Genomic DNA, 26,153 nt, shown 5'->3' on the forward strand with positions numbered 1-26,153 from the left:
GGGGCGGGCGGGTCAGACGACCGGCGGCCGCCCTGCGATGGTCATGCGTGCGACTGTGAGCCAGCCCATCGGGCGGACCGGACCGCAGTCGGTCGTCCATCCTTCACGGATGCCCCCGAACCAGGTGACCAGTCGGCGGGGGTGACGCCACCAGCGCGCGATCTGGATCGCGGCCCACGACCCCACGTACAGCGGTCGCAGCACCGCCGGCAGGTTGCGCCGAGCGAGCCACACCCGGTTCCGGGCGTTCAACCGGTAGTACTCGGTGTGCCGCGCCGGGTCGATCGCGGGGTGGTGCGCGACGAGGTCCCCGGCGTACCAGGTCCGACGGCCGGCGTCCCACACGCGCCAGGCGATTTCGATGCCCTCGTGGGCGTAGAAGTACTCGGCACCCCAGCCACCGACCGCCCGGTACACGTCCATCGGCAGCACGACGGCGCCTTCCCAGACCGAGAAGACCGGCGACGAGTGGTCCGGCTCGCCCTTCCGGATCCGCGGGACCCACCGGCGGGGGTTCGCGGCGCCCGTGGGGTCGACGACCCGTGGCTGCACGAGGCCGAGCGACGGATCGTGCTCGAACACCGCGATCGCGTCGCGCAGGAACGTCGGCGACGGCACCGACGCATCGTCGTCGAGGAAGAACACGTAGTCGCCGTCGACGACCTCGGCCCCGGCGTTGCGCCCGGCCGGGATCCCGACGTTCTCGGGCAGGGCCAGCGCCCGAATGCCGTCCGGCAGCCCGGTCGGCACCCAGCCGTTGCCGACGCAGACGACGTCGAGCTCGACGTCCTGCTGCGCGAGCACGCTGTCCAGCCCGCGGCGCAGGTCGTCCGGCCGGGTGCCCTGCGACAGGCTCACGACGGCGACGCGCGGTCGTCCGCGGTGCACCACCGCGTGGCGGCGCAGCGTTCCGGGCACGGTCGTGTCCTCGGTCACGCCTTGACCCGCTTCGAGGCGATGATCGCCAGGAAGTGCCCGACCGTCGCGAGCACCGCGAGCGGCAACAGCGCACCGACCAGGATCCGGCTGGCGAGCGGGTCGCCGATCACCAGGGCGAGCAGGGCGAAGACGAACGCGAGCATGCTCAGCTCGACCGAGTGGTACAGGCGGTGGAACGGCAGGAACTTCGCCAGACGGCGGAGCGAGGCGAGCTTCCGACCCGACGGCGCGGTGGAGGCGTCCCGCCGGTCGACGAGCTTGTCGAGCCCAGCGTTCGCGCGGGCCACGTGCACCATGTCGTTGAGGGCCTTGTTCAGCACGATGACCAGGCCGAGTGCGCAGCCGATCGTGGTCCACATCCAGTCGGCGTCGTGGATCGGCCACGTGGCGGCACGGATGCCGAGCGCGACCGGGATCAGGCCCTCGGTCGTGTAGTGCCCCACCTTGTCGAGGAACACCCCGGCGGGCGACTTCGTGCCGCGCCACCGGGCGACCTCGCCGTCCGAGCAGTCGACGAGCATCTGCAGCTGCCCGAGCACGAGCGCCAGCGCGGCGCCCCAGATGCCGGGGATGAGCAGGGCGGCGGCGACGCTCCAGCCCACCAGGATCATCAGGCCGGTGACCTGGTTCGCGCTGACACGGGTCTTCAGGAGCACCCAGGTCAGGTACGGCGAGACGTCACGCAGGTACAGCGAGGCCGTCCAGTGCTCGGCGTTGGCGCGGGCACGGACCTCGTCCGGCTGGGCGACGGCCCGGAGCTCGGCGATCGAGGTCGGCCGTGCGGATCCGCGGCCGGTTGTGGGCTGGTCGGTCATTCGGTCACCGTCCCGTGTGGGTGGTCAGCTCGGACGTGCGGGTCAGGAACCCGATGATGAACCCGAGCCCCCAGCCCACGTGGATGCAGGGCAGCACGACGAGCAGCCAGAGGAGCGTCGGCAGCCCGGAGCGGAGCGCCACGGCGATCGACCCCAGGACGACGAAGAGCAGGTAGACGACGGGCACCACGAACCCGAGCAGCGCCCAGGCGAGCGGGGTACCGAGCACGGCGCCGACGATGCCGACGAGCCCGGCGACGATGCCCAGCGCCATCGCCGCCACCATGGCCGGCGGCACGAAGTAGCGCAGGCCGTTGTTGGCCGGGAACCGACGCGCGAGCTCGCCGCGCCAGAGCCCCGTGGCGACGAACTGCCGCACCAGGCGCTTCAGGCTCGGCCGCGGGCGGTACGTGACGACGAGTTCGGGCGTGAACCAGACGGTCCCACCGGTCTGGCGCAGCCGCCGGTTGAGTTCCCAGTCCTGTCCGCGCTTGATGCCCTCGTCGAAGAGTCCGACGTCGAACAGCCGCTCGCGTCGGAACACGCCGAGGTAGGCGGTCTCGGCCGGGCCCGCGGTGCCGCCGACGTGGTGCGGCGTGCCACCGAGCCCGACACGGCTGCCGTAGGCCAGGGCGACGGACCGCTCGAAGGGGGTCCGGCCCTCGGCGCGCATGATGCCGCCGACGTTGTCCGCGCCGGACTCGAGGAGCGTGTGCACCGCGATGCGCGTGTAGTCGGTCGGCAGGACCGAGTGCGCGTCGACCCGGATGACGACGGGGTGCACGGACGCACGGATCGCGACGTTCAGCCCGGCGGGCGTCGACCCGACGGGGTTGTCGATCGCACGGATCCGGGGGTCGGCAGCGCTCATCTCGGCGACGAGCTCGTTCGTGCCGTCGATCGACGGCCCGAGCGCGAGGATGACCTCGAACGGGCCCGTGTAGTCCTGGTCGAGCAGGCTGCCGACGGCGGCCCGGACCTCGGTGACCTCGTTGAGCACGGGCATCACGTACGAGACGCCCGGCAGGGGCTGTCCGTCTGACTGCATGCGTACCTCGGGGTGCTGGCTGGCGGCACGGGACGCACCGGGGCGGTGCCGCCCCGCAGAGCGACCATGAGCCTATCAAGAGGCCGAACCGCCCACCTGCGTCCGTCACGGGACGCGCCCAGTGACGGACTGGAGGCCCGGCGCACGTCGTGCCCCGGGCCTCCTGTCCGTCGTGTGGTGGCGTCAGCCCTTGCTGTCGAACGTTCCCAGCTTCACATCGGCCTGGCGGGTCTGGCCGTCGCGGACGTAGCTGATCGTCGTCGAGGCGCCGCCCGCGAAGAAGCGCACCTGCGCGGTCAGGTCGGTGGCGTCGGAGACCGACGCCGAACCGATCTTCGTGACGACGTCGCCCTTCTGCAGACCGGCCTTCGCCGCGGCACCGCCGTTGGACACCGACTTGATGAGGGCGCCGACCTGGGTGGCGCTGGCGTCCTCGGTGGCGTCGCCGACCGTTGCGCCGAGGAGACCGTGGGTCGCCGACCCGTTGTCCTTGATCTCGTTCGCGACCCGCTTGACCAGGTTGGCCGGGATCGAGAAGCCGACGCCGATGCTGCCGGCGGCCGACTCCGACGACGACGAGCTGCCAGCCGAGGCGATGGCCACGTTGATGCCGATCAGCCGGCCCTTCGAGTCGAGCAGCGCACCGCCGGAGTTGCCCGGGTTGATCGATGCGTCGGTCTGGATGACCGGGAGCGAGACGGTGGTGTTCGCGGACGAGCTGCTGCCGTTGTCCCCGTTGCCCCAGAAGTCGAAGGGACCCGAGCCGCCGTTGCCGCCCTCGTTCGAGTCGCCGCCCTCACTGGGGGCGCTCGAGGTGACCTGGATGCTGCGGTTCAGCGTCGAGACGATGCCGTCGGTGACGGTGTTCGACAGGCCCAGGGGCGCGCCGATCGCGACCGCGGTGTCGCCCACGTTGAGCTTGGACGAGTCCGCGAACTCCATCGGCTTGAGGTCGGTCGCGTCGATCTTGATGACCGCGAGGTCGACCGTCGGGTCGGTACCGATCAGCTTGCCCGCGTAGATCTTGCCGTTCGAGGTCGTGACGGTGATCCGGCCGTTCGAGCTGTCGCCGTCGAGGGTGACCACGTGGGTGTTCGTGACGATGTAGCCGTCCTTGCTCATCACCACGCCGGAACCGGTGCCGGCCTCGTTGCTCGCGGACACGTTGATGGTGACGACGGACGGGGTCGCCTGTGCCGCGACGGCCGTGACCACGGTGGCGGAGTCGTAGTCGTTGACGGTCAGGTTGCCGCCCTGCGACGAACCGGAGGACACCACGCTGCCACCGTCGTTGCCCGAGGAGACGGCCCAACCGGCACCGCCGCCGACCAGACCACCGGCGATGACCGCGGCGATGACCGGCAGGAGCAGCTTGCTGCGGCCCGAGCGGTCCTTGGTCGTCGTGGTCGCCGCGGCGCCCGAGGCGTCGTCGCTGAAGTAGTGGCCGTTGCGCTGGTTCGCGCCGTCGACGTCACCGAAGGCGCTCGTGGCCGACTGCGGAGCCTGCGCGGACGCGTTCGCGTACTCGGAGGACGAGCTCGGAGCGGCCGAGGACGTCGGCTGGGCGTACTCGCCGTAGCGGGGGCGTTCGCCGCCCGGCTGGCCGTACTGGGACTGCTGGCCGTACGGGTTCTGGGGCTGCTGGCCGTACTGGCTCTGCTGCCCGTACTGGCTCTGCTGCCCGGAGGGGTTCTGGGGCTGCTGGCCGTACTGGCTCTGCTGGCCGTACGGGTTCTGGGCCTGCGGCGTCTGCTGCCCGTACTGCGGCTGCTGGCCGTACGGGTTCTGGCTCTGCTGGGGCTGCTGGCCGTACGGGTTCTGGCTCTGCGGCGACTGCTGGCCGTACGGCGACGTCTGCTGGCCGTAGCCGCCCTGCTGCGCACCCGAGGAGTCGCCGGAGACGGCGGGGTACGGCGCGGTGTAGCGGTCGGTCGGGTGGTCCGTCGACGACGGGATCACGTCCGTGTGGTCCGGGGTCGTCTCGTCGTTCTGGTTCTGGTTCTGGTTCTGGTTCGGGCGAGGGGTCTCGTCCGGCTGGTCGGAGTCGTTCGGCATCGACGTGTTCCCTCTCGTGGCCGCTGCTGCGGCGTCCTCACTGGCGGCAGGCGGAGCCGCATCGTCCGGACGGCGGTCGTCGCCCTGCCCGCTGGGCGTGGTGTCGGTCATGCTGGACGTGCTCCTTTCAAGCTCGTGCAGTCTGTCGCAAGCACCTGAGCGGTCCTTCTGGCGAGGCTGCGAGCCACCCCTGGCGATCTTATGCGTGCGCTGTACACGGTGGCCCGGTCCGCCGCGGGACGGACAGCTAGGTTGGGGTCCGTTCAGCGCGACACGTCGTCGCCCGCACGGGAGGGAACCACATGCGCCAGGCAGGACCGTGGCTGCGAGCCGCGGACGGAGCGATGCTGCTCGGACCGGACGGGGTCCCCGCACCGACGGTGTTCGCCGAGATGAGCGCCCTCGCCGCCAGCACCGGCGCGGTCAACCTGGGGCAGGGGTTCCCCGACGAGGACGGACCGGCCGAGGTGCTCGAGGCCGCGGTGCAGGCGATCCGCGACGGCGTGAACCAGTACCCGCCGGGCCGGGGCACCCCCGATCTGCGGGCGGCGATCGCCGAGCACCAGCAGCGGTGGTACGGGCTCGAGGTGGACCCCGACCGCGAGGTCCTCGTCACCGCCGGCGCCACCGAGGCGCTGGCCGCGACGATCCTCGCGCTGGTCGAACCCGGTGACGAGGTGATCACCTTCGAGCCGTTCTACGACGCCTACGGCGCCCTCATCCGGCTGGCCGGCGGGGTGCACGTCACAGTCCCGCTGACCGCGCCCGACTTCCTGCCCGACGAGCGCACGCTCCGCGCGGCCTTCACCGACCGCACCCGCGCCGTGCTCGTGAACACCCCGCACAACCCGACCGGCCGGGTCCTGCCCACCGAGGTGCTGCAGACGATCGTCGACCTGGCCACCGAGCGCGACGCGGTGATCATCACGGACGAGGTCTACGAACACCTGACGTTCGACGTCCCGCACACGCCCATCGCGACCCTGCCCGGCGCCGCCGAGCGGACGGTGTCGAGGTCGAGCGCGGGCAAGACCTTCAACACGACCGGGTGGAAGGTCGGCTGGCTCACCGCTCCCCCGGCACTCGTCGACGCGATCACGACGGTGAAGCAGTACCTGACCTTCGTGAACGGCGCGCCCTTCCAACCGGCCGTCGCCGTGGGACTCCGCCTGCCCGACGCGGTCTTCACCGGCATCGCCGCCGACCTGCGCGCGAAGCACGAACTACTCGCCGACGGACTGACGGCGGCGGGGTTCGACGTGATGCGACCCGACGGCGGCTACTTCGTGCTCGCCGACGCCGCGCCGCTCGGGTACGACGACGCCCGTGCGTTCTGCCTCGAACTGCCCGCGTTGGCCGGTGTCGCGGGCGTGCCGGTCTCGGCGTTCGTCCGCCCGGACCGGGTCGCCGGCTACCGGTCCCTGGTGCGGTTCGCGTTCTGCAAGCGCCGGAGCGTCCTGGAGGACGCCGCCGCACGCCTGGCGACCCTCGGAGGGCGCCCCCGCGCCTGAGACGCGACCGCATCGGGGACGCGACCGACGCGTCAGGGCTGCCCCGGGCCTCCAGGCAGGGTGCGCAGTGCGACGTCGTAGCGCCGCAGCGACAGCGACGGGTTCACCCGCCGGACGGCATCGGTGACGGTGGTGTCGATCGTGGCGGTGAGCGTGGTCGGCGAGGCGCCGGCCGAGGCGATCGCGACGCCCGACGGGTCGAGGACGACCGAGCCGCCGATCCCGATCGGCGGCGTCTGCCCGACCCCGACGACCCAGACGGTGTTCTCGATCGCGCGGGCGGTGAGGAGCGTGTGCCAGTGGTGCTCCTTGCCGGGGCCGCGCACCCACTCCGCCGGGAGGACGACGACGTCGGCCGCTCCGGTCTCGGGAGCCGCGAGCCGTCGCGTGACCTCGGGGAAGCGCAGGTCGTAACAGGTCTCGAGCCCGACACGGACCCCGCCGAGGTCGAAGACCGGCAGCTGCTCCGGGTCGCCGGACTCGATGCGGTCCGACTCCCGCGAGCCGAAGGCGTCGTAGAGGTGGACCTTCCGGTACGTCGCCGCCAGGTCGCCCGACGGGAGCACCGCGACCAGGGTGTTCCGGAAGCGCTCCGGCGTGTCTGCCGACTCGGCGACCCCGACGATCAGGGCGATGCCCGTTTCGCGGGCGATGTCACGGAGGCCGGAGACGAACGGACCGTCCAGGGGCTGCGCGGCCGCCACGAACCGATCGTCGATGTCGGCGGTGAAGTACGAGGTGTACTCCGGCGTGACGAGGAGGTCTGCGCCACGGGCCGCCGCGTCGACGGCGGCGGTCCGCACGGTGGCGAGGTTGGCGACGGGGTCGTCCACGGGGGCGAACTGCGCCGCCGCGATCATGAGGGTGGCCATGGGGCGAGCGTACTCGGGGGTCTGCGGCGGGCGGGCCTGCGGCGGGGCGTCCTGCGCCGGGCGTCTCGCGTCTCGCGTCTCGGCGGGGCGTCTCGGCGGGGACACGAAGAAGGCCCCGGTCCTGTTGGACCGGGGCCTTCATGTGATGCTTGGTTGCGGGGGCAGGATTTGAACCTACGACCTCTGGGTTATGAGCCCAGCGAGCTACCGAACTGCTCCACCCCGCGGCACGTTTAGAAGCCTACACGGGGCCGTGGCGGGACACAAATCGAGTGCCCCGCCACGGTGTGTCAGTTGCCGTTCTCGGCTGCCGTGGCGGCCTCGATCGCGTCCTGGAGGCGCTGGTCGGCTTCCGCCGCGGCGACCAGGTCGTTGTCGGCGTAGGCCTCCTGGCGGTCCTGCAGGGCTGCCTTGGCGTCGGCCAGGGCTTCCTGCAGGGCGTCGTTGTCGGTCGAGCCGGAACCCGTCGAGCCGGTCGAGCCGGAGCCCGAGGAACCCGTGTCGGAACCGGACCCCGTGTCGGAGCCGGATCCGCTGTCGGAGCCGGAACCGGAACCGCTGTCGCTGCCGCTCGCGCCGGAGTCGCCCGCCGCGGCACCGGAGTCGCCGCCGAACAGCGAGTTCAGCGCCTCGTCGAGGGTGTCCTCGAACGCGATCTTGTCGCCGAAGGCCACGAGGACCTTCTGCAGCAGCGGGTACGAACCACTCGAGGTCGACTGGACGTAGACGGGCTGTACGTAGAGGAACCCACCGCCGACCGGCAGAGTGAGCAGGTTGCCCTGCTTCACGGTCGAGTTGCCCCGCTTCAGGATGTTCAGCTCCTGCGACACGGTCGAGTCACCGTTGAAGAGGCTCTGCACCTGTCCGGGGCCCGGGATGTTGTCGGTCTTCGGCATCGTCAACAGCGTGAGTTTGCCGTAACCCGACGCCTTCTCGCCCTTGCCGGCACCACCCGCGTCGGAGTTCACCGCCAGGTAGCCGGTCAGCACGTTGCGGTTGTTCGCCCCGGCCGACTGCTGCGGGATGTAGGTCGTGTACAGCGAGTACGCCGTCCCCTGCCCCGGCACCTTCATCGTCAGGTAGTACGGGTCCTGCAGGTTCGCCCTGTTGGCGGTCGTCGTCGTCTGCGCGCCGAGCGCGTTCGTCGACGTCGCCGCGGTGTCGGCATCACTGTCCGACGTCGCCGTGCTCGTCGGTTCCTGCGGGGTGTTCCACGCGTCGTCGCCCGAGTAGAACGAGTTGGCGTTGGTCACGTGGTACGTCCCGAGGATCGAGCGCTGCACCTTGAACAGGTCCGTCGGGTACCGCACGTGGTCGAGGAGCTCGGCGCTCATGCTCGACACCGGCTTCATCGACGTCGGGAAGATCTTCTGCCACGTCTTCAGGACCGGGTCCTTCGTGTCCCACGTGTACAGCGTCACCTTGCCCGTGTAGGCGTCGACGGTGGCCTTCACCGAGTTCCGGATGTAGTTCACCTGGTCGGTGCGGTACGTCGAGGACTCGGCGCCGGCGATGCTGTCCGACAGGCTCTGGCTCTGCGAGTACGGGTACGCGTCGCTCGTGGTGTAGCCGTCCACCACCCACTGGATGCGGTGGTCGACGATCGCCGGGTAGGCGTCGCTGTCGACGGTCAGGTACGGCGCCGCCTTCTGCACGCGGGTGATCGGGTCGCGGTCGTAGAGGATCTGCGAGTCCTTGTTCACCGCGTTCGAGAGCAGGATCTGCTCCGACTGGAACTTCGCGGCGTAGACGAGCCGGTTGAAGAAGTTGCCGAGGCTCGGACCGCCGTCGCCGGCGTAGGTGGTGGTCGCGTTGCCGCCGTTGTCGTCGTCCGAACCGGACGGGTAGTCGAGCTCCACGTCCTTCGTGCCCTTCGGCGCACCCACGATCGAGTAGGGCGGCGAGGTCTCACCGAAGTACACGCGCTGCTGGAAGTCGCCCAGTGCACCGTTCGACGGGATGCCGGACTCCAGGAACACCGGCTTGCCGTCGCTCGCGCGCTGGTTGCCGTAGGCCGCGGTGACGCCGTAGCCGTGGGTGTAGACGAACGCCCGGTTGTACTGCGTGTTCGCGGCCGAGCTGAGCCCGGCGAGGTCGATGTCGCGGACCGCGATGACGGTGTCCTCGGTCTCGCCCTTGACGTCGTAGCGGTCGACGTCCAGCTCCTTCGGGAACTGGTAGTACTGCCGGTACTGCTGCAGCTGGCTGAACGTGTCGGAGACGATCTTCGGGTCGATGAGGCGGATGTTCGCCGTCGTCTGCGCGTCCTTCGCGAGCGCACCCGAGCTCGTCTCGGTCGTGGCGTCGTAGTTCTGTTCCTCGACGCCGGCGACACCGTAGGCGTCTCGCGTGGCCTTGATGTTCCGCTCGATGTAGGCGGACTCGAAGGTGCGCTCCGAGGGCTTCACCTGCAGACGCTGGACGACCCACGGGTAGATGCCGCCGACGACGATCGCGGCGACGAGCAGCAGGCCCGTGCCGACGATCGAGATGCGCCAGCGACCGATGACCGCCGTGACGATGAAGAGCAGCGCGACGATCGCCGCGATGCCCGCCATGATCTCCCGGCCGGGGATGACCGCGTTGACGTCGGTGTACTGGGCACCGGTGATGAGGGAGTTCGACTTCGTCAGGGCCGCGTACTGGTCGAGCCAGAGGCTGACGGCCTGCAGCGCGATGTAGAGCGCCGCCGTGACCGCGAGCTGGATGCGTGCGGCACGGGAGATCCGGACCTCACGACCACCGAAGCGGAGCGCACCGTAGAGGTAGCTCGCAGCGAGCGCGGCGAGGCCGGCGATGAGGACGACGGCCGACGAGTAGGCCACGATCGAGCGCCAGAACGGCAGCTCGAACACGTAGAACCCGATGTCCAGTCCGAACTGCGGGTCGGTCTTGCCGAACGGCGTGCGGTTGAAGTACTCGAGGACCATGCTCCAGCGGCCCGCGGTCGAGAGCCCGGCGAAGATGCCGAGGACCACGGGGATGCCGATCATCACGGCGCGCCGCAGCGGCTCGATGACCTGCTGGTAGCGGTCGAGCTGCGAGTTGAGCTTCGCGTAGACCGGCCGGAACCGGAACGCGAGCGCGATGCTCACGAAGACCGGGACCGCCATGCCGAGGAAGCCCGCCAGGAACATCAGGGTCCCGGCGATCCACCGGGTGGTGAGGACCTGCTGGAACCCGAGCTGCGCGAACCACGCGTAGTCGGTGTACAGGCTGGCGAAGATGAAGAAGGCGATCACCAGTGCGGCCAGCACGATGATCGTGACCACGATGGGGACCCGCGGCGAACGCCGCCCCGAGGTGGACGAGGTTGTCGTCACTTGATGTGCTCCAGACGTGTCGGACCGGCGGGCCCGGCTCGCGGCGGGCCGTCAGTGACACTGATCCTATGGGACGGGACCGAGCGTGAACCTGTACGGGGGCTCAGGACCGGGTCAGGACCCGCAGCGGGCGAGCTTCGCGGTGCTCTTGCCGTCAGCGATCGTCTGCAGGTCGGTGACGGCCTGGTCGAGCGTGGAGACGCTGTAGACGTCCAGCCCGTCCGGCACGTGCCCGACGACCTCGTCGCAGTTGTCCGCGGGGGCGAGGAACACCGTGGCGCCCGCGTCCGCGGCACCGTAGAGCTTCTGCCGGATCCCGCCGATGGGGCCGACCTCGCCGGCCGCCGTGATCGTGCCGGTGCCCGCGACGTGCTTGCCGCCGTTGAGCTTGCCCGGCGTGATCTCGTCGATGATCCCGAGCGCGAACATCATGCCGGCGGACGGACCGCCGACGTCCTGCAGGCGGATCGACACCTTGAAGGGGAACTCGTAGCGCTCGGTGACGCCGACCCCGAGCAGCGCCGTGCCCTGCTCGCTGCGCGGCGTCACCCGGACGTCCTTCGTCGCGCCGTCCCGTTCGACGGTGACGGTCGCGGGGCTCGAGGTGCCGTGCTGCGCGACGGCTTCGCGCAGGCTCACCGCGTCGGCGTTGGTCGTGAGCGACTTGCCGTCGAACGCCGTGATGACGTCGCCCTTCTCGATCGCGCCGTCGGCCGCTGAGCCCTCCTGCACGGCGCTGACCTCGAGTTCGGTGGGCAGGTCGTTCCCCTGCTGGATGAGCGCGGCGGCGACGGCTGACTGCTGCGACGCCTGCATGTCGGCGGAGTCCCGCTCGTTCACCTGCTCGGTCGTGGTGCCGCTCGGGTAGATCGCCTCGACCGGGATCACCGCCTGCGACCTGGTGAAGATCGCGCGGATCACGCTGGTCCACGACGGGCGGTTCGTGGCGTCGCCCTGGATGCCGACGGTGAGCATGTCGAGGGCGCCGGCCGTCGGGTACGTCTCGTGGCCGGACACCTGGATGAGCTTGACGTCCTTCGCGTCCTTGCCCGTCCCCTGCTCCTGGGTGCCGATCGTGTTGTAGACCGGCCCGGGGACCTCGATGAGGTACGGACTGGGCAGCAGGCTCGCCAGCAGTCCCAGCACGACCGCGCCGACCAGGAACGCCCACCCGACCGTCCGGGCACGCGAGCGACGACGGGGCGCGGGGGCGAAGAGGGTCACGCGGGGTCCTTCCGAGGTGGGCACCCGCGCCTGGCGGCAGGGTGTTCGCCCACGTCTCGCGACAGGGCTGTTCGCCCTGGGCGCAGCGCTTCGGGCGTTCCCACGGGGGCATCCCAGGTGCGGCCCCGTGAGCAGCGATTAGCGTAGTCGGCATGCCTGATGAACCACAGCCGGGGCCGGACGACGACTTCCAGGAGATGCTGCGCAAGCTGCTCTCGGGCGAGGGGCAGATCGACCCGTCGCAGCTCGCCGGTGCCGCCGGTCTGCCGAACGACCCGGCCTCCGTGGCGAACCTGATGAGCCAGCTCCAGCGTGCCGCGCAGTCCGGCGGTGACGGCATCGACTTCTCGGCCACCGCCGAACGCGCCACCGCGATCGCTCGGGACGGCGGCCACCCCGTCGACCCGGCAACCTCGCAGGCGGCAGACCAGGCGTTCCAGGTCGCCGCGCTGTGGCTCGACGAGGTCACGACGGTCGCCGAGCTGACCGCGACCCCGAGCCTCTACACGCGTGAGCAGTGGGCTAAGGCGACCGTCCCGGTGTGGACGCAGATCGCCGAGCCGGTGGCCTTCAGCATCGCCGATGCCCTGACCGAGGCGATCGACCAGCGTGCTCCCGAGCAGCTCAAGGCGATGCTCGGTGACGTCTCGAAGGCGATGCGCGGCATCGGCGGGGCACTGTTCGCGATCCAGCTCGGCCAGGTCGTCGGGCAGCTGTCGAAGGAGGTCGTCTCCGGCGGTGACGTCGGCGTGCCGCTCCTCGACGAGCAGGTCGCAGCGCTCCTGCCCCAGAACGTCGCCGAGTTCGCCGAGGGCCTCGACGTCTCCGAGGACGAGGTCCGCATCTACCTCGCGGTCCGCGAACTCGCCCACGCCCGGCTCTTCCGGTCGGCACGGTGGCTCCGCCTGCACATCATCTCGTCCATCACGGACTACGCGCGGGGCATCCACATCCCCTTCGACCGCGTCGAGGAACTCGCGGCCGACATCGACCCGACCAACCAGGAACAGCTGCGCGACGCACTCGCCTCGGGCGCCCTCATCCCGCCGCGGACCGCCGAGCAGGACGCCGCGCTCGCCCGGCTCGAGACGATGCTCGCACTCGTCGAGGGCTGGGTGGACACGGTCACCGCCGCGGCCACCGTCCGTCTCCCCAAGGCCGGAGCGATCGCCGAGATGGTGCGCCGTCGCCGCGCGGCCGGCGGCCCGGCCGAGTCGGCGTTCGCCACACTCGTCGGCCTCGAGCTGCGACCGCGTCGCCTGCGTGAGGCCGCGGCGATGTGGCAGCGGGTGACCGACGAGCTCGGCGCCGAACAGCGTGACGCCCTCTGGTCGCACTTCGACCTGGTGCCGACCTCGGACGACGTCGACGCCCCCGATGCCCTCGTCGCACGGCTGCGGAACCCCTCCCAGACGGACGAGGACGACGCGTTCGACAAGGCCCTCGAGGACCTGCTGAACGACTCGACCGGTGCGCGTCCGCACGAGGACGAGTCCGGCCGCGTGGCCGACGACACCGAGGGCGGAGCGGGCGACGAGCCCGGGAACGACACGGGCGACCAGCCCCGCTGAGTTCTCCACAGATCCCTCTTGTGACCCCACGCGTGCCGCACACTCCGGCAGCGTGGGGTCATGGGCATCCGCATCGATCCGACGCTCGAGTTCGTCTGGCGTGACCCCGCCACGGTCCAGCTCGGGGTCGATCCTCCACGCGCCGTCGTCGCGGTGCCCACCACGGGGGAAGAACGGTTCCTCAACGGTCTGCGACGCGAGACCGGGCACGACGTGCTGGCAGGCCTGGCGGCCGCGTCGGGGTGCTCGCCGGAACGTGCTGCCGGTGTGCTCGGGGCCGCGTCGCCCGCGGTGGTCGAGGTCCTGCCCGAGCCGCTCGAACGCATCGAGGTGCACGGCGCCGGTGTCCTCGCCGACGCCGTGGCGACGTTCCTGTCCGGCGAGGGCGTGACGGTCAGCCGCACCACCGCGCCCGCCGGGGGGCCGATCGTGCTGCCCGAGCCCGAACCACGCCTGGCCGTGGTGGTGGCCGACCACGTCGTCGACCCGGCGCTCCGAGCCGCGTGGACCCGCCGGGGTGTGCCGCACCTGGCGGTCGTCGTCGGCGACGGACGCGTCCGTCTCGGGCCGTTCGTCGTGCCGGGAGCCGGGCCGTGCCTCCAGTGCGCTGAGTACGCACGCGTCGACGACGACCCGGCCTGGCCAGCCATCGCGGCCCAGGTGTGGGGGCGGCACCCGACACCGCTGTCACCGTGGCGGTCGGCGGCGGTGGCCGCCGCCACGACCCGGATGCTGCTGGAACGGCTCCCGCTCCGGACGCAACGAGCCGACCCCGACCAGCTCGTCTTCGAGCGCGACGACCTGTCGGTCAGCCGTTCGCCGGTCCGGCCCCATCCGCGGTGCGCGTGCCGAGCACTGCCAGGAACCGACTCGGAGCCCGGGCTCCCCCACGAGTGGAGCCCTGTTGCGACCACGTGATCGTGACGGAACGGCGGGCGCGCGTCAGCCCGACGTAGAACAGGCGTCGTTCCTCGTCCACCTCGGTGTCGGTCGACGCGTGCGAGATCGGCAGGAGCCCCTCGGCGGCGCCGGCGATGACCACGTGCGGCCACTCCAGGCCCTTCGACGAGTGCAGCGTCGCGAGCGTGACGGCGTCGACCTCGGGCTCGTGGTGCGTCGCCGCACGGTCCACCAGGTCCTGGGTGAACTGCTGCATCGTCGTGCCGGCGGGGGCGTCCTCGGCCAGGCCCATGATCGCCTGCAGCGCTTCCCACTGCTCGCGGACTGCGCCGGTGCCCTCCGGCGGCGTCTCCGTCCAGCCGCTGACCTGCAGCACCAGCCGGACCCGTCGGGTCAGCTCGTCGTCGGTCTGCCGGATCGCCTCGCCGCGCATGTGGTGGACGGCGAGCTTGACCTCCGGGCGGTTGAAGAACCGGGTCCCGCCCTGCACGCGGTAGGGGATGCCGTTCCGACCGAGCGCGGACTCGAGCGCGGCGGACTGCGCTCCGACGCGGAAGAGCACGGCGCAGTCCCCGTAGGACGCTCCGGCCCCGACGAGCTCGGCGATGCGCCGGGCGATGGTCTGTGCCTCGTCACCGTCGTGGACGCAGGCCAGCACGACCGGTTCCGGGCCCGGTTCCTGGCTCTGGGCCACCAGGTCGAGCGCGCCGGGCTGGCCGCGCATCAGCGCGTTGGCGGCGGACACGACCTCGCGGGTGGAGCGGTAGTTCCGCTCGAGGCGCAGGACCGACCCGCGCGGGAACTCCGACCCGAACCCGAGCAGGTAGTCGCTCGAGGCGCCGGCGAACGAGTAGATGGTCTGACTGGCGTCGCCGACGACGCACAGGTCGTCCCGGCCGCCCAGCCAGGCCCGCAGCAGGTCGTGCTGCACGGGCGAGACGTCCTGGTACTCGTCGACGACGAAGAACCGGTACTGCTGCCGCACGTACGACGCCACGCGGGGCTCGGACTCGACCATGCCGAGGGTCGCCAGCAGGACGTCCTCGAAGTCCAGCTGCCGCCGGTCGTCCTTCAGCCGCTCGTACGCCTTCATCAGGTCGATGACCCGGCGCGGCGTGGTGTCGCGCGGCATCACCCGGTCGGCGGCGGCAGCCTCGTACTCGTCGAGCGAGAGCATCTGCACCTTGCGCCACTCGACCTCGGCGGCCAGGTCGCGGAGCACCGGGGTGTCGACGTTCATGCCGACCGTGTCCGCGGCGTGGGCGATCATCCGCCCCTTGGACTCGACGATCTTGGGGGCGTGCCCGCCGACGGTGTCCGGCCAGAAGTAGCTGAGCTGCGCCATCGCGGCGGCGTGGAAGGTGCGCGCCTGGACCGTCCCGGCCCCGAGCGCGCGCAGGCGCGACCGCAGTTCGCCGGCGGCACGGGTCGTGAAGGTCAGCGCCAGGACGTGGTTCGGCGCGTAGGTCCCGGTGGCGACCCCGTACGCGATCCGGTGCGTGATCGCGCGGGTCTTGCCCGTCCCGGCGCCGGCGAGCACCGCGACCGGACCGAGCAGGGTGCGGGCGACCGTCCGCTGCTCGGCGTCGAGCGCGGCGAGCAGTTCGTCGGGCGACGGCGGCCGGGGTTCGACTGCCCCGGCACCCCTCGCACCGCGCGGACCGGTGACGCTCACGGCAGGTCCAGCGGCCCGCCGTACCACTCCTCGATGATGGCGCGGGCGATCGAGGTGCGTCCCGGCAGCAGCAGGGTGTCGCCGGCCCGCTCGCGGATCTCGTCGCGCGAGAACCACCGGACGTCCAGGATCTCCACGCCGTCGGGTCGGGCGGTCGTCGGGTCGCCGCCGGCTGCGCGGGCACGGAAGCCCACCATCAGCGACGCCGGGAACGGCCACGGCTGCGAGCCGAGGTACTCGGGCTCCTCGACACGGACGCCGGACTCTTCCCAGACCTCGCGGCGGACGGCGTCCTCGAGCGACTCCCCCGGCTCGACGAACCCGGCCAGCAGCGAGTACCGATCGGCGTCCCACGCGGCGTTGGAACCGAGCAGGATCCGGTCGTCGGCGTCGACGACCCCGACGATGATCGCCGCGTCCGTGCGCGGGAAGAGGTCGTGCCCCTCGGGGTCGCGGCGAACCCATCCGCCGCTCACGACGGCTGTGGGTGAGCCGGTGCGCGGCGAGAAGCCGTGCACGGCGTGCCAGTTGGCCATCGCCACGGCTTCGACCGCCAGGCCCTGGTCGCGCGGCGAGAGCTCGGTGCCGAACATCCGGAGGCTCTGCCAGGCGTCGTCCTCGGGTTCGATGGCGGTGGCTGTCGCGCTGTCGATCAGGGCGGCGACGAAGCGGGTACCCGCCGGGGCATCGGCGGCGTCCGACACCGCGCGGCCGAGGTACAGGGTCACGGTGTCGACCGGGATCTCCGCCGCGGTCACGAAGCGCAGGGCGCCGTCGGCGTTCCGGAGCATCTCGGCACCACGCACCGGCAGGTACCGGGTGTGCTCGTCCTCGCGCAGGACACGCTCGACGTCGTCGGTCGTGCGGAACTCGGCGTCGCGGTCGAGTTCGTTGCGGGAGAGCGGGAGCCGGGCGGCGAACTCGACGGTCACGGCGGGAGAGCTCCTCGGATCGGGTGCGGACGTGCAGGAGACGTGCGGTGGGCGTGCGGGCCGCCGAACAGCGTGGCGTGCAGCCGTGCACGCGTCACGCGCCTACCCTGAGGGGCATGGCGGGATCCCAGTTCACTCTAGCCGCGTTGGCGACGACGGCCGTTCCAGGTCTCCTTGTCACGGGCACGCGCACGCTCGGCTCGGCCGCGGCCGGCGACTACGAGTCGGCGCTCCTCCGCGACGCCGACGGTGCCGAGATCGTCATCCGCCGCCCCCGAAACCAGCGCGCCGAGGCGCGGCAGTCGGCCGACCTCGTCGCCATCCGCGCGCTGAGCGCCGGCATCCGCACACGCCTGCCGTTCGGCGTCGCCGAGTACCGCGGCCAGGCGCCGATCGGGTCGACGCGCGCCATCGTCACGACGCGGCTGGTCGGGGCCCACCCGACCCTCGCGTCGCTCGTCGAACGCCCCGACCTCGCCACCAGCGTCGGCCGTGCCGTCGCCTCGATCCACCAGCTGCCGACGAGCTTCGTCTCCGACGCCGGCCTGCCGTCGCTCACGCCGTTCGAGGTGCTCCGGTCCGCCGTCTCGGTGATGGACCGCGCCGTGGCGACCAAGCTCGTCCCCGCCGCGCTCGTCGAACGCTGGGAGGGTGCCGCCCGCGACCAGCAGCTCTGGCAGTTCACGCCGACCGTCGTGCACGGTTCGCTCGGCACAGGCGCCCTGCTCGTGGACGGCGACGCGGTGACCGGGATCCTCGACTGGGGCGAGCTGCGGCTCGGTGACCCGGCGAAGGACCTCGCCTGGGTGCTCGCCGGCCGCCGCGACGCCTTCGACACCGTCCTCAGCGCCTACGAGGCGAACGGCGGCGGGCGTGACCGACAGCTCGCGCAGCGTGCACGCGTGCACCACGAACTCGAGACGGCGCACTGGCTGCTGCACGGCGTCCAGGCGAAGAGCACCGAGGTCGTCGATGACGCCGTCGCGATGATGCACCGCCTGGTCGATGCGGTGCACGCCCCGAGTGCGGAACCGCTGCAGTCCGTGTCACCGGAGACGATGGAGATCGGCGAGGTGGAGCAGCTGCTGTCCTCCACCGAACGCCGCCACGGCTGACGCTTCGTGAGCAGGAATGGTCGGGTCGCTGCGGCGCACCCGACCATTTCTACTCACCAACGTGCGGCAGGAGTCGTGGACGCGACCGCCTGGAGGCCCGGCGCGGGTCCGGCGGACCGGCACCGGGCCTCCAGGGCGGAGCACGACACGAACGCAGCGCGGCCGCAGGACGTCAGCCGATGGCCTCGGACCACGCACGCTCGAGTCCGGCGCGGTCGAGCAGCTCGGTCGGACGGACCTCCAAGTCGTCGGCGACGAAGTAGAACACCGCGTCGACCTGGTCGAGCGGTCGCCCGGTGAACTCGGCGTAGGCGACGCGGTACAACGCGAGCTGCAGGGTTCGGCGGGCCAGGTCGTCCGCCCCCGACGGCGCCTTGCCCGTCTTCCAGTCGACCACCTCGGCGCGCCCGTCGATCTCGTACACGGCGTCGAGCTTGCAGACCACGCTGTGGCCGAGGAACGGGATGTGGATCTCGCGCTCGACCTCGATCGGCGTCAGCCCCGCCCACCGTGAGCCGGCGAACGTCGCCTGGAAGTCCGCGAGTCGACGGGCGTCGTCGTCGGTGACCACGGCGTCCGGCGACGAATCGGCGAGGTCGTCGGCATCGAGGTCGAGCTCGCCGTCCCACACGTCGAGGGTCTCGAGCGCGCCGCCGCTCCGTGCCCGCTGTTCCACCCACTGGTGGAACAGCGTGCCGAGCCGGGTGGCGCGGTACGGGCGCTCCGGCATCGGCCGGCGGAGCCGCTCGGCCACGGAGTCGGGTTCGGTCAGGTAGTCCTTGAAGCCCGACGCCGGGACACGGTGCGGGACGGCGACCGCGTGCTTCGCGTTCCGGGTGGCATGCCGTTCAGCGAGCAGCAGGTCGATGTCGGCAGCGAAGCGCCCCGCAGCGCCGGGGTTCGCGTTCCGCACCCGCTCGGCGGCGGCCAGGACCCGCGGTGCACGCTGTCCGAACGGCACGTGCGGCCAGGTCTGGGTCGCGCCGCTCTCCCCCATCGGGTTCTCGTCGTGCACCGTCGTCTCCGGGATCGCCGCACCGTCGATGACGCCGGCGTCCACCAGGTCGCGCAGGTAGCGGCTCGGCTCGGTGGGTCGGACCCCGCCGGCCCAGAACGAGCCGGACACAAGCAGGTCGTGCTTGGCACGGGTCAGCGCGACGTAGGTCAGCCGGCGTTCCTCGTCCTCGTTGCGGGCCTTCACCTGTTCCTTGAAGGCGTCGATCGCCGTGGTGACGTCCTTCTGGGTCTCCTGCCCGCGCCATGCGAGTCGCGGCAGCTCGGCGGCGTCCCCGCGGAACTCGTACGGCAGCCGGCCGAACCCGAGCCAACCGGACGAGCCCTCCTGCGGACGCGCCGGCAGGCCGCCCTCGACCATCCGGGGCACCGCGACGGCGTCCCACTCCAGCCCCTTGGACCCGTGGATCGTCAGGATCTGCACGGTGCCGGCCTCGGGCTCCTCGGAACGCGGGCCCATGTCGTCACGCCGGGCGGCGGCGTCGATCCACCCGAGGAACGAACCGAGGTCGGCCCGGTCGTCGGTCGACACGAAACCGGCGAGCTCGTCGATGAAGGCGTCGAGGTACGCGCCGCTGCCCTGTTCGTGCGCGGCGACCTCGATGTCGAGTCGCATCTCCTGCACGACGAGCGTCACGAAGTCGACCAGGTCGCTCCCCGCGCGTGAGCGGAGCATCGCAAGCTGCCCGCCGAGCGCACGCATCCGGCTGCGACCCGCGGGGGTGATGCCCTCGAGCGCGCCGTGCTCGTCGGGTGCGGTCGCGACGAAGTCGAGGGCGTCGACGATCGACCCGTGCTCCCCGGCAGCCACCGAGGCACGGAAGGCCGCGGTCAGGTCGTCATCGAGGCGCTGCTGGGTGTGGTCGCGCTGGAACAGCCACCGGGCGAGCTGGTGCAGGGCGACGATGTCCGCCGCCCCGACCCGCCACCGTGCACCCGCGAGCAGCCGGAGCAGGTCGTTTCCGGCCGCCGGGTCGTGCAGCACCCGCAGGCACGCCACCAGGTCGACGATCTCCGGACGCTGGAGCAGTCCGCCGGTGCCGAGCACGTGGTAGGGCACCCCACGGGCACCGAGCGCCGCCGTGAACGCCGCGAGGTCCTTCCGGGCCCGCAGCAGCAGCGCCATCGAGCCCGCCGGGTTCTGCCTGCGGTGGTCCTGGAACCACGCCGCGACCTCGTCGGCCTCTTCCGGCAGGGTCTCGGGGAACACCACCCGCACGGTGCCGGCGTCCGCACCTGGCCGCGGGGAGAGTCGTTCGACGTCGACCTCGGACGCCTCGGACAGCGGTGACACGATCGCGTTCGCCCCCGCGAGCACGTCCACCGGGTTCCGCCAGCTGGTCGACAGCGCGAAGGTGACGGGTTCGGCCACGCCGGGTTCGTCGCCGCCGAAGTCGCGCGGGAACCGGGCGAGGTTCGCGGCACTCGCACCGCGGAACCCGTAGATCGACTGGTGCGGATCGCCGACCGCCATCACCGAGTGCCCGCGGAACAGCCGGGCGAGGAACCGGGTCTGCACCACCGAGGTGTCCTGGTACTCGTCGAGGAGCACCACCCCGTACCGGCTCCGCAGGTCCGTCACGACCCGCGGCGCCGACTCTGCCGCGGCGAGCGCGAGGGCGATCTGGTCGGAGAACTCCACGAACCCGCGGTCGACCTTCTGTCGTCGGAACTCGGCGACCAGGTCGGCCAGGGGTTCGAGGGCGCCGATCGCGGCGACCGCGTCGGTGATCGCCTTGTACGGCTTGCCGCGGTTGCCGGGGAGTTCGAGCAGCTCGGAGAACTCGATCGCGAACCGGCGCAGGTCCTCCGGCTCGACGAGGTGTTCCGAGGTGGCGCCGGCGAGCGCGACCACGGCTGCGGTCAGGGTGTCGACGTCGCGGTCGAGCCCGGCGAGCCGGTCGTCGCGGGCGGCCACCACCACCCGACGGGCGAGCTGCCAGGCCGAGGGCTCGGTCAGCACCTGGGACTCGCCGTCACGCCCGACGAGCAGGGCGTTCTCGCGGAAGACCGCGTTGGCGAAGGCGTTGTACGTCGAGACGGTGGGTGCCTCGAAGGCGTCACCGGGGGTGATCAACCCCACGTCCTCGAGCGCGCGGATGCGGTCGTTGATGCGGACGGACAGCTCGCCGGCGGCCTTGCGGGTGAAGGTCAGTCCGAGGACCTCGTCGGGGCGGACGAGTCCGTTGGCCAGCAGCCAGACGACGCGCGAGGCCATCGTCTCGGTCTTCCCGCTGCCGGCACCGGCGACGACCAGCGCCGGCACGAGCGGTGACTCGATGACGGCACGCTGCTGGGCGGTGGGACGAGGGCGGCCGAGGGCGTCGGCGATGGCGTCGGCGCCGTGCCGGATGACGGGCGGTGCAGCGGCAGCCGAGCCAGCCGCAGCAGCCGTGCCGGTCGCGTCACCCGCGTCGGTCGCGTCCGCCGTGTCGGTCGTGTCCGCCGCCTCGGTCGTGTCGCTCACCAGGTCACCTCCGCCACCACGTGGATCCGGCACTCGACCCCGGTCCGGGCCTTCTCGCAGTGGTCGTCCACGTTCGCCACGAACGTGCGTCCGGCCATGCCCCGCGCCACCCCGTGCAACCGCTCGCGGTAGGCCTCGCGCGCCTCGGCGTCGAACGCGTGCTGGGTCCGCTCGGAGTACGCCTGCCCGCCGCGGGGGTTCTGGACGAAGACCAGCCGAGCGTCGGTCATCGGAGACCCCGCCGGCACGCCCTCGACCGCGCCGTCCTCGACCGCGAGTTGGTAGGCGCCGAGCTGTGGGTGTTCCGGCATGTCGTTCTTCTCGCTGGGCATCGAACGGCCGGTCTTCAGGTCGACGACGCTCACGCGCCCCTCGGCGTCGACCTCGATGCGGTCGATGCTCCCCCGGATCCGGGCGGGCCCGGTCACGAGCGCGAACGAGGTCTCGGCGCCGAGCAGCCTGCGGCCGGCGCTGGCGAAGGTGCGGAGGTAGTCGCTCAGCCCCTCGATCATCCGCCGGGTCCGGGCACGTTCGCGGTCGGCGACCCAGGGCGACTCGAACGTGAGCTCGTCCCACCGCGCCTCGACCCGCTCCCACAGCGACTCGACGTCGATCTCGGTGGCGTGCTCCATCGCTTCGTGCACGATCGTGCCGATGCCCATCGCCGGGCTCGGGGCACCGCCGCCGAAGGTCTGCGCGAACCAGTGCACCGGGCACTCCTCGAAGGTGCCGATCCGCGACGGCGACACGGATACTGCCGGGGCGACGGGTTCGCCGCCCTCGACCTCGGGCGCGGGCTCGGCGTCGAGGTCGACCAGGGGGTCGTCCGTGGTCGGCTCGGCGAGCCCGTACCACTCGTCCGGGTCCGCCCCGGGGACCTCGGCCTCGGCCAGGCGGGCCAGCGCGGACGCGGCCTCGTGGTCGCCGGAGCCCACCACGCGGCGGCGCAGCGACCCGGCGAGCCCACGCAGGGACAGCGGGTGGACGGTCGGCTGACGGTCCGGCGGCACCGGGACGAGCCGGACGAAGGGTGACGGCGACTCGTCGTCGTTCGCGACCGTGCCGATGACGACCTGGGTGGTGGCCCGAGAAACGGCCCGGGCGAACAGCCGCAGTTCGTCGGCGACCACGGCGGCTCGGTCGTCGATGGGTGATCGCTCGACCCCGGCAGCGGCGCGGACCAGGCCGTCCGGGTCGAGCAGACTGCCGCGCACCCGGGTGTTCGGCCAGACGCCGTCCTGCAGACCGAGCACCACGGCCACGTCGCACTCGAGCCCGATCGTCGCCGACGGCGTCAGGACCCGCACCCGGCCGGCGGTCCGGTCGGGGCCGATCGAGTCCTCTGGCAGGTCCGCGCCGAGCAGGTCGTCGACGAAGACCCGCGCGGGCGCGTCCGGCGTGCGCTCGACGAAGCGCTTGGCGGCGGTGAACAGGCCGACGACGGCGTCCAGGTGCCGGTCGGCTTCCCCGGCGCCGACCCCACCGGCGGCGGACTGGGCACCCCATGACTTCGCGAGACCGCTGCGCTCCCAGAGGCCCCAGAGGATCTCTTCGATGCTCGATCCTGCATCCGCGTCGGCACGAGCCTGCACCAGGCTGCGGGCCAACCGGGTCGCCCGTCGCGCGAACCCGGCGTCAACGGTCGCCAGGCGCTCCGGCGCGCCCAGGGCATCGACCAGCAGTTCGTCGGCGGTGCGGCTGCCGTCGCCCGCGAGTTCCTCGCGCCGCAGGGCGAGCCGGAGCCGGCGCATGGCCAGGGTGTCGAGGCCACCGAGGGGCCCGGTGGCGAACGCGGTGGCCAGGGCAGCGTCCAACGGCAGGACGTCGAGCGCCACCGCGGCCGCGTCGAGCAGCGCCCGCGCCGCGGAGTCGTCGCGCGGACGGACGGGCGCGGCACCGGCGGTCGCCGGGACCTCGGCCACGGAGAGTGCCCGGACGAGTTCGGGGATGGCAGCACCGCTGCGGGTGACCACGGCCATCCGGTGCCACGGCACACCGTCGAGCAGACGGTGTTCGCGCAGTCGACGGGCGATCGCCACGACGAGCGCGGACCGGCTGGCGGCTTCGAGGTGCACGACGGCGTCGGACCGCGCATCCTGGTCGCCCGCCGACGCGCTGCGCTGCCGACCGGCCGCCGCGGTGCCGATTCGACCCGTGACGCCGGTGACCAGGGCACGGATCGGGGCGGGGTGCCGGTGCACGGCGCCGAGGAACAGCTCGTCGACGCGGTCCACCCCGAGTCGCACGGCCAGCCGACCGAGCACGTCCGGCTCGGCGCCGCGGAACGCCGAGGCGGCGATGTCCGGATCCCCGAAGGCGACGACCTGCACGCCGGAGCGCGCGAGTGCCCCGAGCAGCGCGATCTCCCCCTCCACCAGTTCCTGCGTGTCGTCGACCACGACCAGGCGCAGGGCGGCGATGCTCGCGGGGAGCTCGTGCCGCAGCACCGCGGCGGTGGCGTACGCCACGAGTTCGCCGGAGTCGAGCCCGGTCGGCCGGAACGCGGTGACCGATGCCCGGTAGTCGTCCACGAAGTCCCCGACGGCCCGCCACTCGGGCCGTCCGAGCTCGTCGCCGAGTTCCCGCATGTCGTCGGGCTCGACGCCGGCGGCCACGGCACGCATCATGACGTCGCGCAGGGCGGTACGGAACCCCGCTCGCTCACGGACGACGGCGGTGATCGGGTCGGGCCAGGCCGGTCCGGCTCCGTCGACTTCGTGGCCGGCGAGCAGGTCGGCGATGATCCGGTCCTGCTCCCCGCCGGTCAGCAGCGTCGGGGGTTCCTGCCCCTGCACCGACGCCGCGTGGGTGACGATCTGGAACGCCAGCGAGTTCACGGTGCGTGCGAGGGCACCCGGCACGACCCGGTCGACCGCCCGTGCGAGCCGGTCACGCAGCGCCGTCGCGGCCGTCCGCGCCGAGGTCAGGGCGAGCACCGTCGCGTGGCCGTCGGGGGTGATCGCGTCGGGCCGGGTCAGCCGGTCGGCGACGAGCCGCGCGAGCGTGGTCGTCTTGCCGCTGCCCGGCGCACCGATCACCGCGGCGTGACGGCCGTCCGGCAACGCGAGCACCGCGGCCTGCGAGGGGTCGTCGACCAGTGCGCGCGCGAACCCGGTGTCCTCGGGAGCGGGCATCAGCGTGGTCTGCGGCACGCTCGTACGGTACCCAGGACCGCCGACAGCACCGCTGCGGACGCGCGGGGCACCGGTCGTCACGCCGTCGAGTGCGCCCGCGGCGAACGCCCGATGCCGCACGGGACCGCTCGGATACGCTGTGCTCGTGGACATCAAGATCGGCATCATCAACAGCCCCCGCGAGATCGCCTTCGAGACCGCCCAGACCGCGGACCAGGTCGAGAAGGCCGTGTCCGAGGCGCTCACCGCCAAGTCGACGCACCTGTCGCTGCAGGACGACAAGGGCCGTCGCTTCATCGTCCCCGTCTCGGCCCTGGCGTACGTCGAGGTCGGCGCGGAAGAGGCACGGCGCATCGGCTTCGTCGCCTGACGACGTGGAACTGCTCTTCGCCGTCCTCGGCGGCGTCATCATCGGTGCGGTCGCGCACGTGATCATGCCATGGCGGTCGAACCGTGGCGTGCTCGTCGGCCCAGCGGTCGGCGGCATCGCCGCAGCAGTGCTCTGGGAAGCGCTGACCTGGGCCGGGTGGCGGTACGACGGCACCTGGATCTGGGTCGTGGCCCTCGTGGGGTCCGGCGCGATCACCCTCGTCGTCGAGTGGCTCCTCGGCACCCAGCGCGACAAGCGCGACGCCGAGTACTACGAGCTGCTCAAGACGCGCGGCGCCTGACGCCCCGGCAGCCGAAGCCCAAGCACCTGACGCTCGACCAGCCAGCCCCTCGGGCAGCTTAACCGCTCAGGCCGTCAGCCCGAGCGCGTCCATCCGTCGGGTGTGCGCGGCGATGAGCTCGGTCCAGACCGGCTCGAGCCGCTCCTGGTCCTCGCGGGCGTGCGACGCCAGCGCCGACCGGGCGACGAGCAGGGTGTCGCCCACCAGGCGACGTCCCCACATCGCCAGACGCGAACCGATCTGCGGGTCGTCCTCGATGTGGGCCGTCAGCTCCTCGACGACCGCCGCTTCCTCGCGCGCGTCGAACACCGACCGCAGCCGCTGCCGCACGTCGATCGGCAGCGAGCGGAGCAGGTTGCCGAACAGGTCGTTCAGGATGCCGGCCGTCACGTAGCCGGTCAGCATCGACTCGTACCAGTCGGCGCCGCTCGTCCGTTCGAGGAACAGGTCGATCGCTTCGCGGTGCGGGGCCATCAGCGCTGCCGGGTCCCCGCCGGTGCGCTCGATCTCGGCCACGATCGTGCGGTGCCGCTCGAGCGCCGTGGTCGCGAGGACCCCGGTGACCAGACGGCCGGAGAGCGTCGGGGCCGAAGCACCGGCTCGTCCCATCGTCTCGTAGACGGAGAGCTGCAGGTACGCGGCCTGCCCCAGGTAGACGTCGAGCTCCGGGGTGACGTCGTCGAGCGCGAGGCGCTTGACCTGCGCGGCTCCGCGCGGGTTCCGCGACGCGAGCCATGCGGCAGCGAGCTGCGCCGCGCGCTTCCGGTTCCACCACGACACCACGCGACCAGCATAGAGGGCACCCGCCGGTCACCCGCCCGACGCCCAGCGGCGCCCGCCGGACGCCCGCCCCGACGCCCAGCGGCGCCCGCCCCGACGCCCAGCGG

The 26,153-nt window shown here is 72.1% G+C and carries 18 protein-coding genes and 1 tRNA gene; 6 read left to right on the forward strand and 13 right to left on the reverse strand.

The window, feature by feature from the left end; all coding sequences use genetic code 11:
• Positions 1 to 12 precede the first annotated feature (12 nt).
• From HP445_RS17285 to HP445_RS17300, 4 genes are all read right to left on the reverse strand, one after another.
• Complete coding sequence (locus HP445_RS17285; protein ID WP_128781414.1) at positions 13 to 888, reverse strand: glycosyltransferase family 2 protein; 876 nt, start codon at positions 886 to 888, stop codon at positions 13 to 15.
• Positions 889 to 932: 44 nt separating this feature from the next.
• Complete coding sequence (locus tag HP445_RS17290; protein ID WP_110864465.1) at positions 933 to 1,754, reverse strand: CDP-alcohol phosphatidyltransferase family protein; 822 nt, start codon at positions 1,752 to 1,754, stop codon at positions 933 to 935.
• A 4-nt stretch (positions 1,755 to 1,758) separates the two neighbouring features.
• Positions 1,759 to 2,802, reverse strand: a complete 1,044-nt coding sequence (locus HP445_RS17295) for a glycosyltransferase family 2 protein (protein ID WP_128781226.1) — start codon at positions 2,800 to 2,802, stop codon at positions 1,759 to 1,761.
• A 183-nt stretch (positions 2,803 to 2,985) separates the two neighbouring features.
• On the reverse strand, positions 2,986 to 4,968 hold the full coding sequence (locus tag HP445_RS17300) for a S1C family serine protease (protein ID WP_254699645.1): 1,983 nt from the start codon (positions 4,966 to 4,968) through the stop codon (positions 2,986 to 2,988).
• A gap of 191 nt (positions 4,969 to 5,159) precedes the next feature.
• On the opposite strand from HP445_RS17300, the gene HP445_RS17305 reads away from it, so the two are divergent.
• Positions 5,160 to 6,368 carry an aminotransferase class I/II-fold pyridoxal phosphate-dependent enzyme gene (locus HP445_RS17305; protein ID WP_128781225.1) on the forward strand — a complete coding sequence of 403 codons (1,209 nt, stop codon included), beginning with the start codon at positions 5,160 to 5,162 and terminating at the stop codon, positions 6,366 to 6,368.
• A 32-nt stretch (positions 6,369 to 6,400) separates the two neighbouring features.
• Here the strand turns inward: HP445_RS17305 and HP445_RS17310 are convergent, their stop codons facing one another.
• From HP445_RS17310 to HP445_RS17325, 4 genes are all read right to left on the reverse strand, one after another.
• On the reverse strand, positions 6,401 to 7,240 hold the full coding sequence (locus HP445_RS17310; RefSeq protein ID WP_128781224.1) for a carbon-nitrogen hydrolase family protein: 840 nt from the start codon (positions 7,238 to 7,240) through the stop codon (positions 6,401 to 6,403).
• A 150-nt stretch (positions 7,241 to 7,390) separates the two neighbouring features.
• A tRNA-Met gene (locus HP445_RS17315) sits at positions 7,391 to 7,467 on the reverse strand.
• 63 nt (positions 7,468 to 7,530) lie between these two features.
• Positions 7,531 to 10,512: a UPF0182 family membrane protein gene (locus HP445_RS17320; protein WP_175330836.1), complete on the reverse strand. Its 2,982-nt coding sequence runs from the start codon at positions 10,510 to 10,512 to the stop codon at positions 7,531 to 7,533.
• A 165-nt stretch (positions 10,513 to 10,677) separates the two neighbouring features.
• A complete protein-coding gene (locus HP445_RS17325) occupies positions 10,678 to 11,787 on the reverse strand; it encodes a YlbL family protein (RefSeq protein ID WP_128781223.1) in 1,110 nt (369 codons plus the stop codon).
• A 152-nt stretch (positions 11,788 to 11,939) separates the two neighbouring features.
• Between HP445_RS17325 and HP445_RS17330 the strand changes: the two genes are divergently transcribed.
• Together HP445_RS17330 and HP445_RS17335 are read left to right on the forward strand one after the other, a co-directional pair.
• Complete coding sequence (locus HP445_RS17330) at positions 11,940 to 13,358, forward strand: zinc-dependent metalloprotease (RefSeq protein WP_111092436.1); 1,419 nt, start codon at positions 11,940 to 11,942, stop codon at positions 13,356 to 13,358.
• Between the two features lie 60 nt (positions 13,359 to 13,418).
• Entirely contained in the window at positions 13,419 to 14,276 is an 858-nt protein-coding gene (locus HP445_RS17335) for a TOMM precursor leader peptide-binding protein (RefSeq protein WP_111033222.1), read from the forward strand.
• Here HP445_RS17335 and HP445_RS17340 read toward each other — a convergent pair.
• On the reverse strand, positions 14,167 to 15,933 hold the full coding sequence (locus HP445_RS17340; protein ID WP_175330837.1) for an ATP-dependent helicase: 1,767 nt from the start codon (positions 15,931 to 15,933) through the stop codon (positions 14,167 to 14,169). The two genes, HP445_RS17335 and HP445_RS17340, sit on opposite strands and share 110 nt — an antisense overlap.
• Complete coding sequence (nudC, locus tag HP445_RS17345) at positions 15,930 to 16,865, reverse strand: NAD(+) diphosphatase (protein WP_128781222.1); 936 nt, start codon at positions 16,863 to 16,865, stop codon at positions 15,930 to 15,932. Before nudC ends, HP445_RS17340 begins: the two co-directional genes overlap by 4 nt.
• A gap of 116 nt (positions 16,866 to 16,981) precedes the next feature.
• Here nudC and HP445_RS17350 point away from each other — a divergent pair, with 116 nt between their 5' ends.
• On the forward strand, positions 16,982 to 17,980 hold the full coding sequence (locus tag HP445_RS17350; protein ID WP_111022632.1) for a phosphotransferase: 999 nt from the start codon (positions 16,982 to 16,984) through the stop codon (positions 17,978 to 17,980).
• Positions 17,981 to 18,152: 172 nt separating this feature from the next.
• Here HP445_RS17350 and HP445_RS17355 read toward each other — a convergent pair whose 3' ends face one another.
• Complete coding sequence (locus HP445_RS17355; RefSeq protein WP_128781410.1) at positions 18,153 to 21,347, reverse strand: ATP-dependent DNA helicase; 3,195 nt, start codon at positions 21,345 to 21,347, stop codon at positions 18,153 to 18,155.
• Positions 21,348 to 21,457: 110 nt separating this feature from the next.
• Complete coding sequence (locus HP445_RS17360) at positions 21,458 to 24,613, reverse strand: UrvD/REP family ATP-dependent DNA helicase (protein WP_164941236.1); 3,156 nt, start codon at positions 24,611 to 24,613, stop codon at positions 21,458 to 21,460.
• Positions 24,614 to 24,740: 127 nt separating this feature from the next.
• On the opposite strand from HP445_RS17360, the gene HP445_RS17365 reads away from it, so the two are divergent.
• Together HP445_RS17365 and HP445_RS17370 are read left to right on the forward strand one after the other, a co-directional pair.
• Positions 24,741 to 24,965, forward strand: a complete 225-nt coding sequence (locus tag HP445_RS17365; protein WP_111022630.1) for a DUF3107 domain-containing protein — start codon at positions 24,741 to 24,743, stop codon at positions 24,963 to 24,965.
• A 4-nt stretch (positions 24,966 to 24,969) separates the two neighbouring features.
• Positions 24,970 to 25,266: a hypothetical protein gene (locus HP445_RS17370; protein ID WP_128781220.1), complete on the forward strand. Its 297-nt coding sequence runs from the start codon at positions 24,970 to 24,972 to the stop codon at positions 25,264 to 25,266.
• Positions 25,267 to 25,332: 66 nt separating this feature from the next.
• Here the strand turns inward: HP445_RS17370 and HP445_RS17375 are convergent, their stop codons facing one another.
• Positions 25,333 to 26,049: a ferritin-like fold-containing protein gene (locus tag HP445_RS17375; protein ID WP_017887041.1), complete on the reverse strand. Its 717-nt coding sequence runs from the start codon at positions 26,047 to 26,049 to the stop codon at positions 25,333 to 25,335.
• Between the last annotated feature and the right edge of the window lie 104 nt (positions 26,050 to 26,153).

Origin of the sequence: Curtobacterium flaccumfaciens, assembly GCF_013359815.1 — a bacterium.
In the GTDB taxonomy this organism is placed as follows: Bacteria; Actinomycetota; Actinomycetes; order Actinomycetales; family Microbacteriaceae; genus Curtobacterium; species Curtobacterium flaccumfaciens.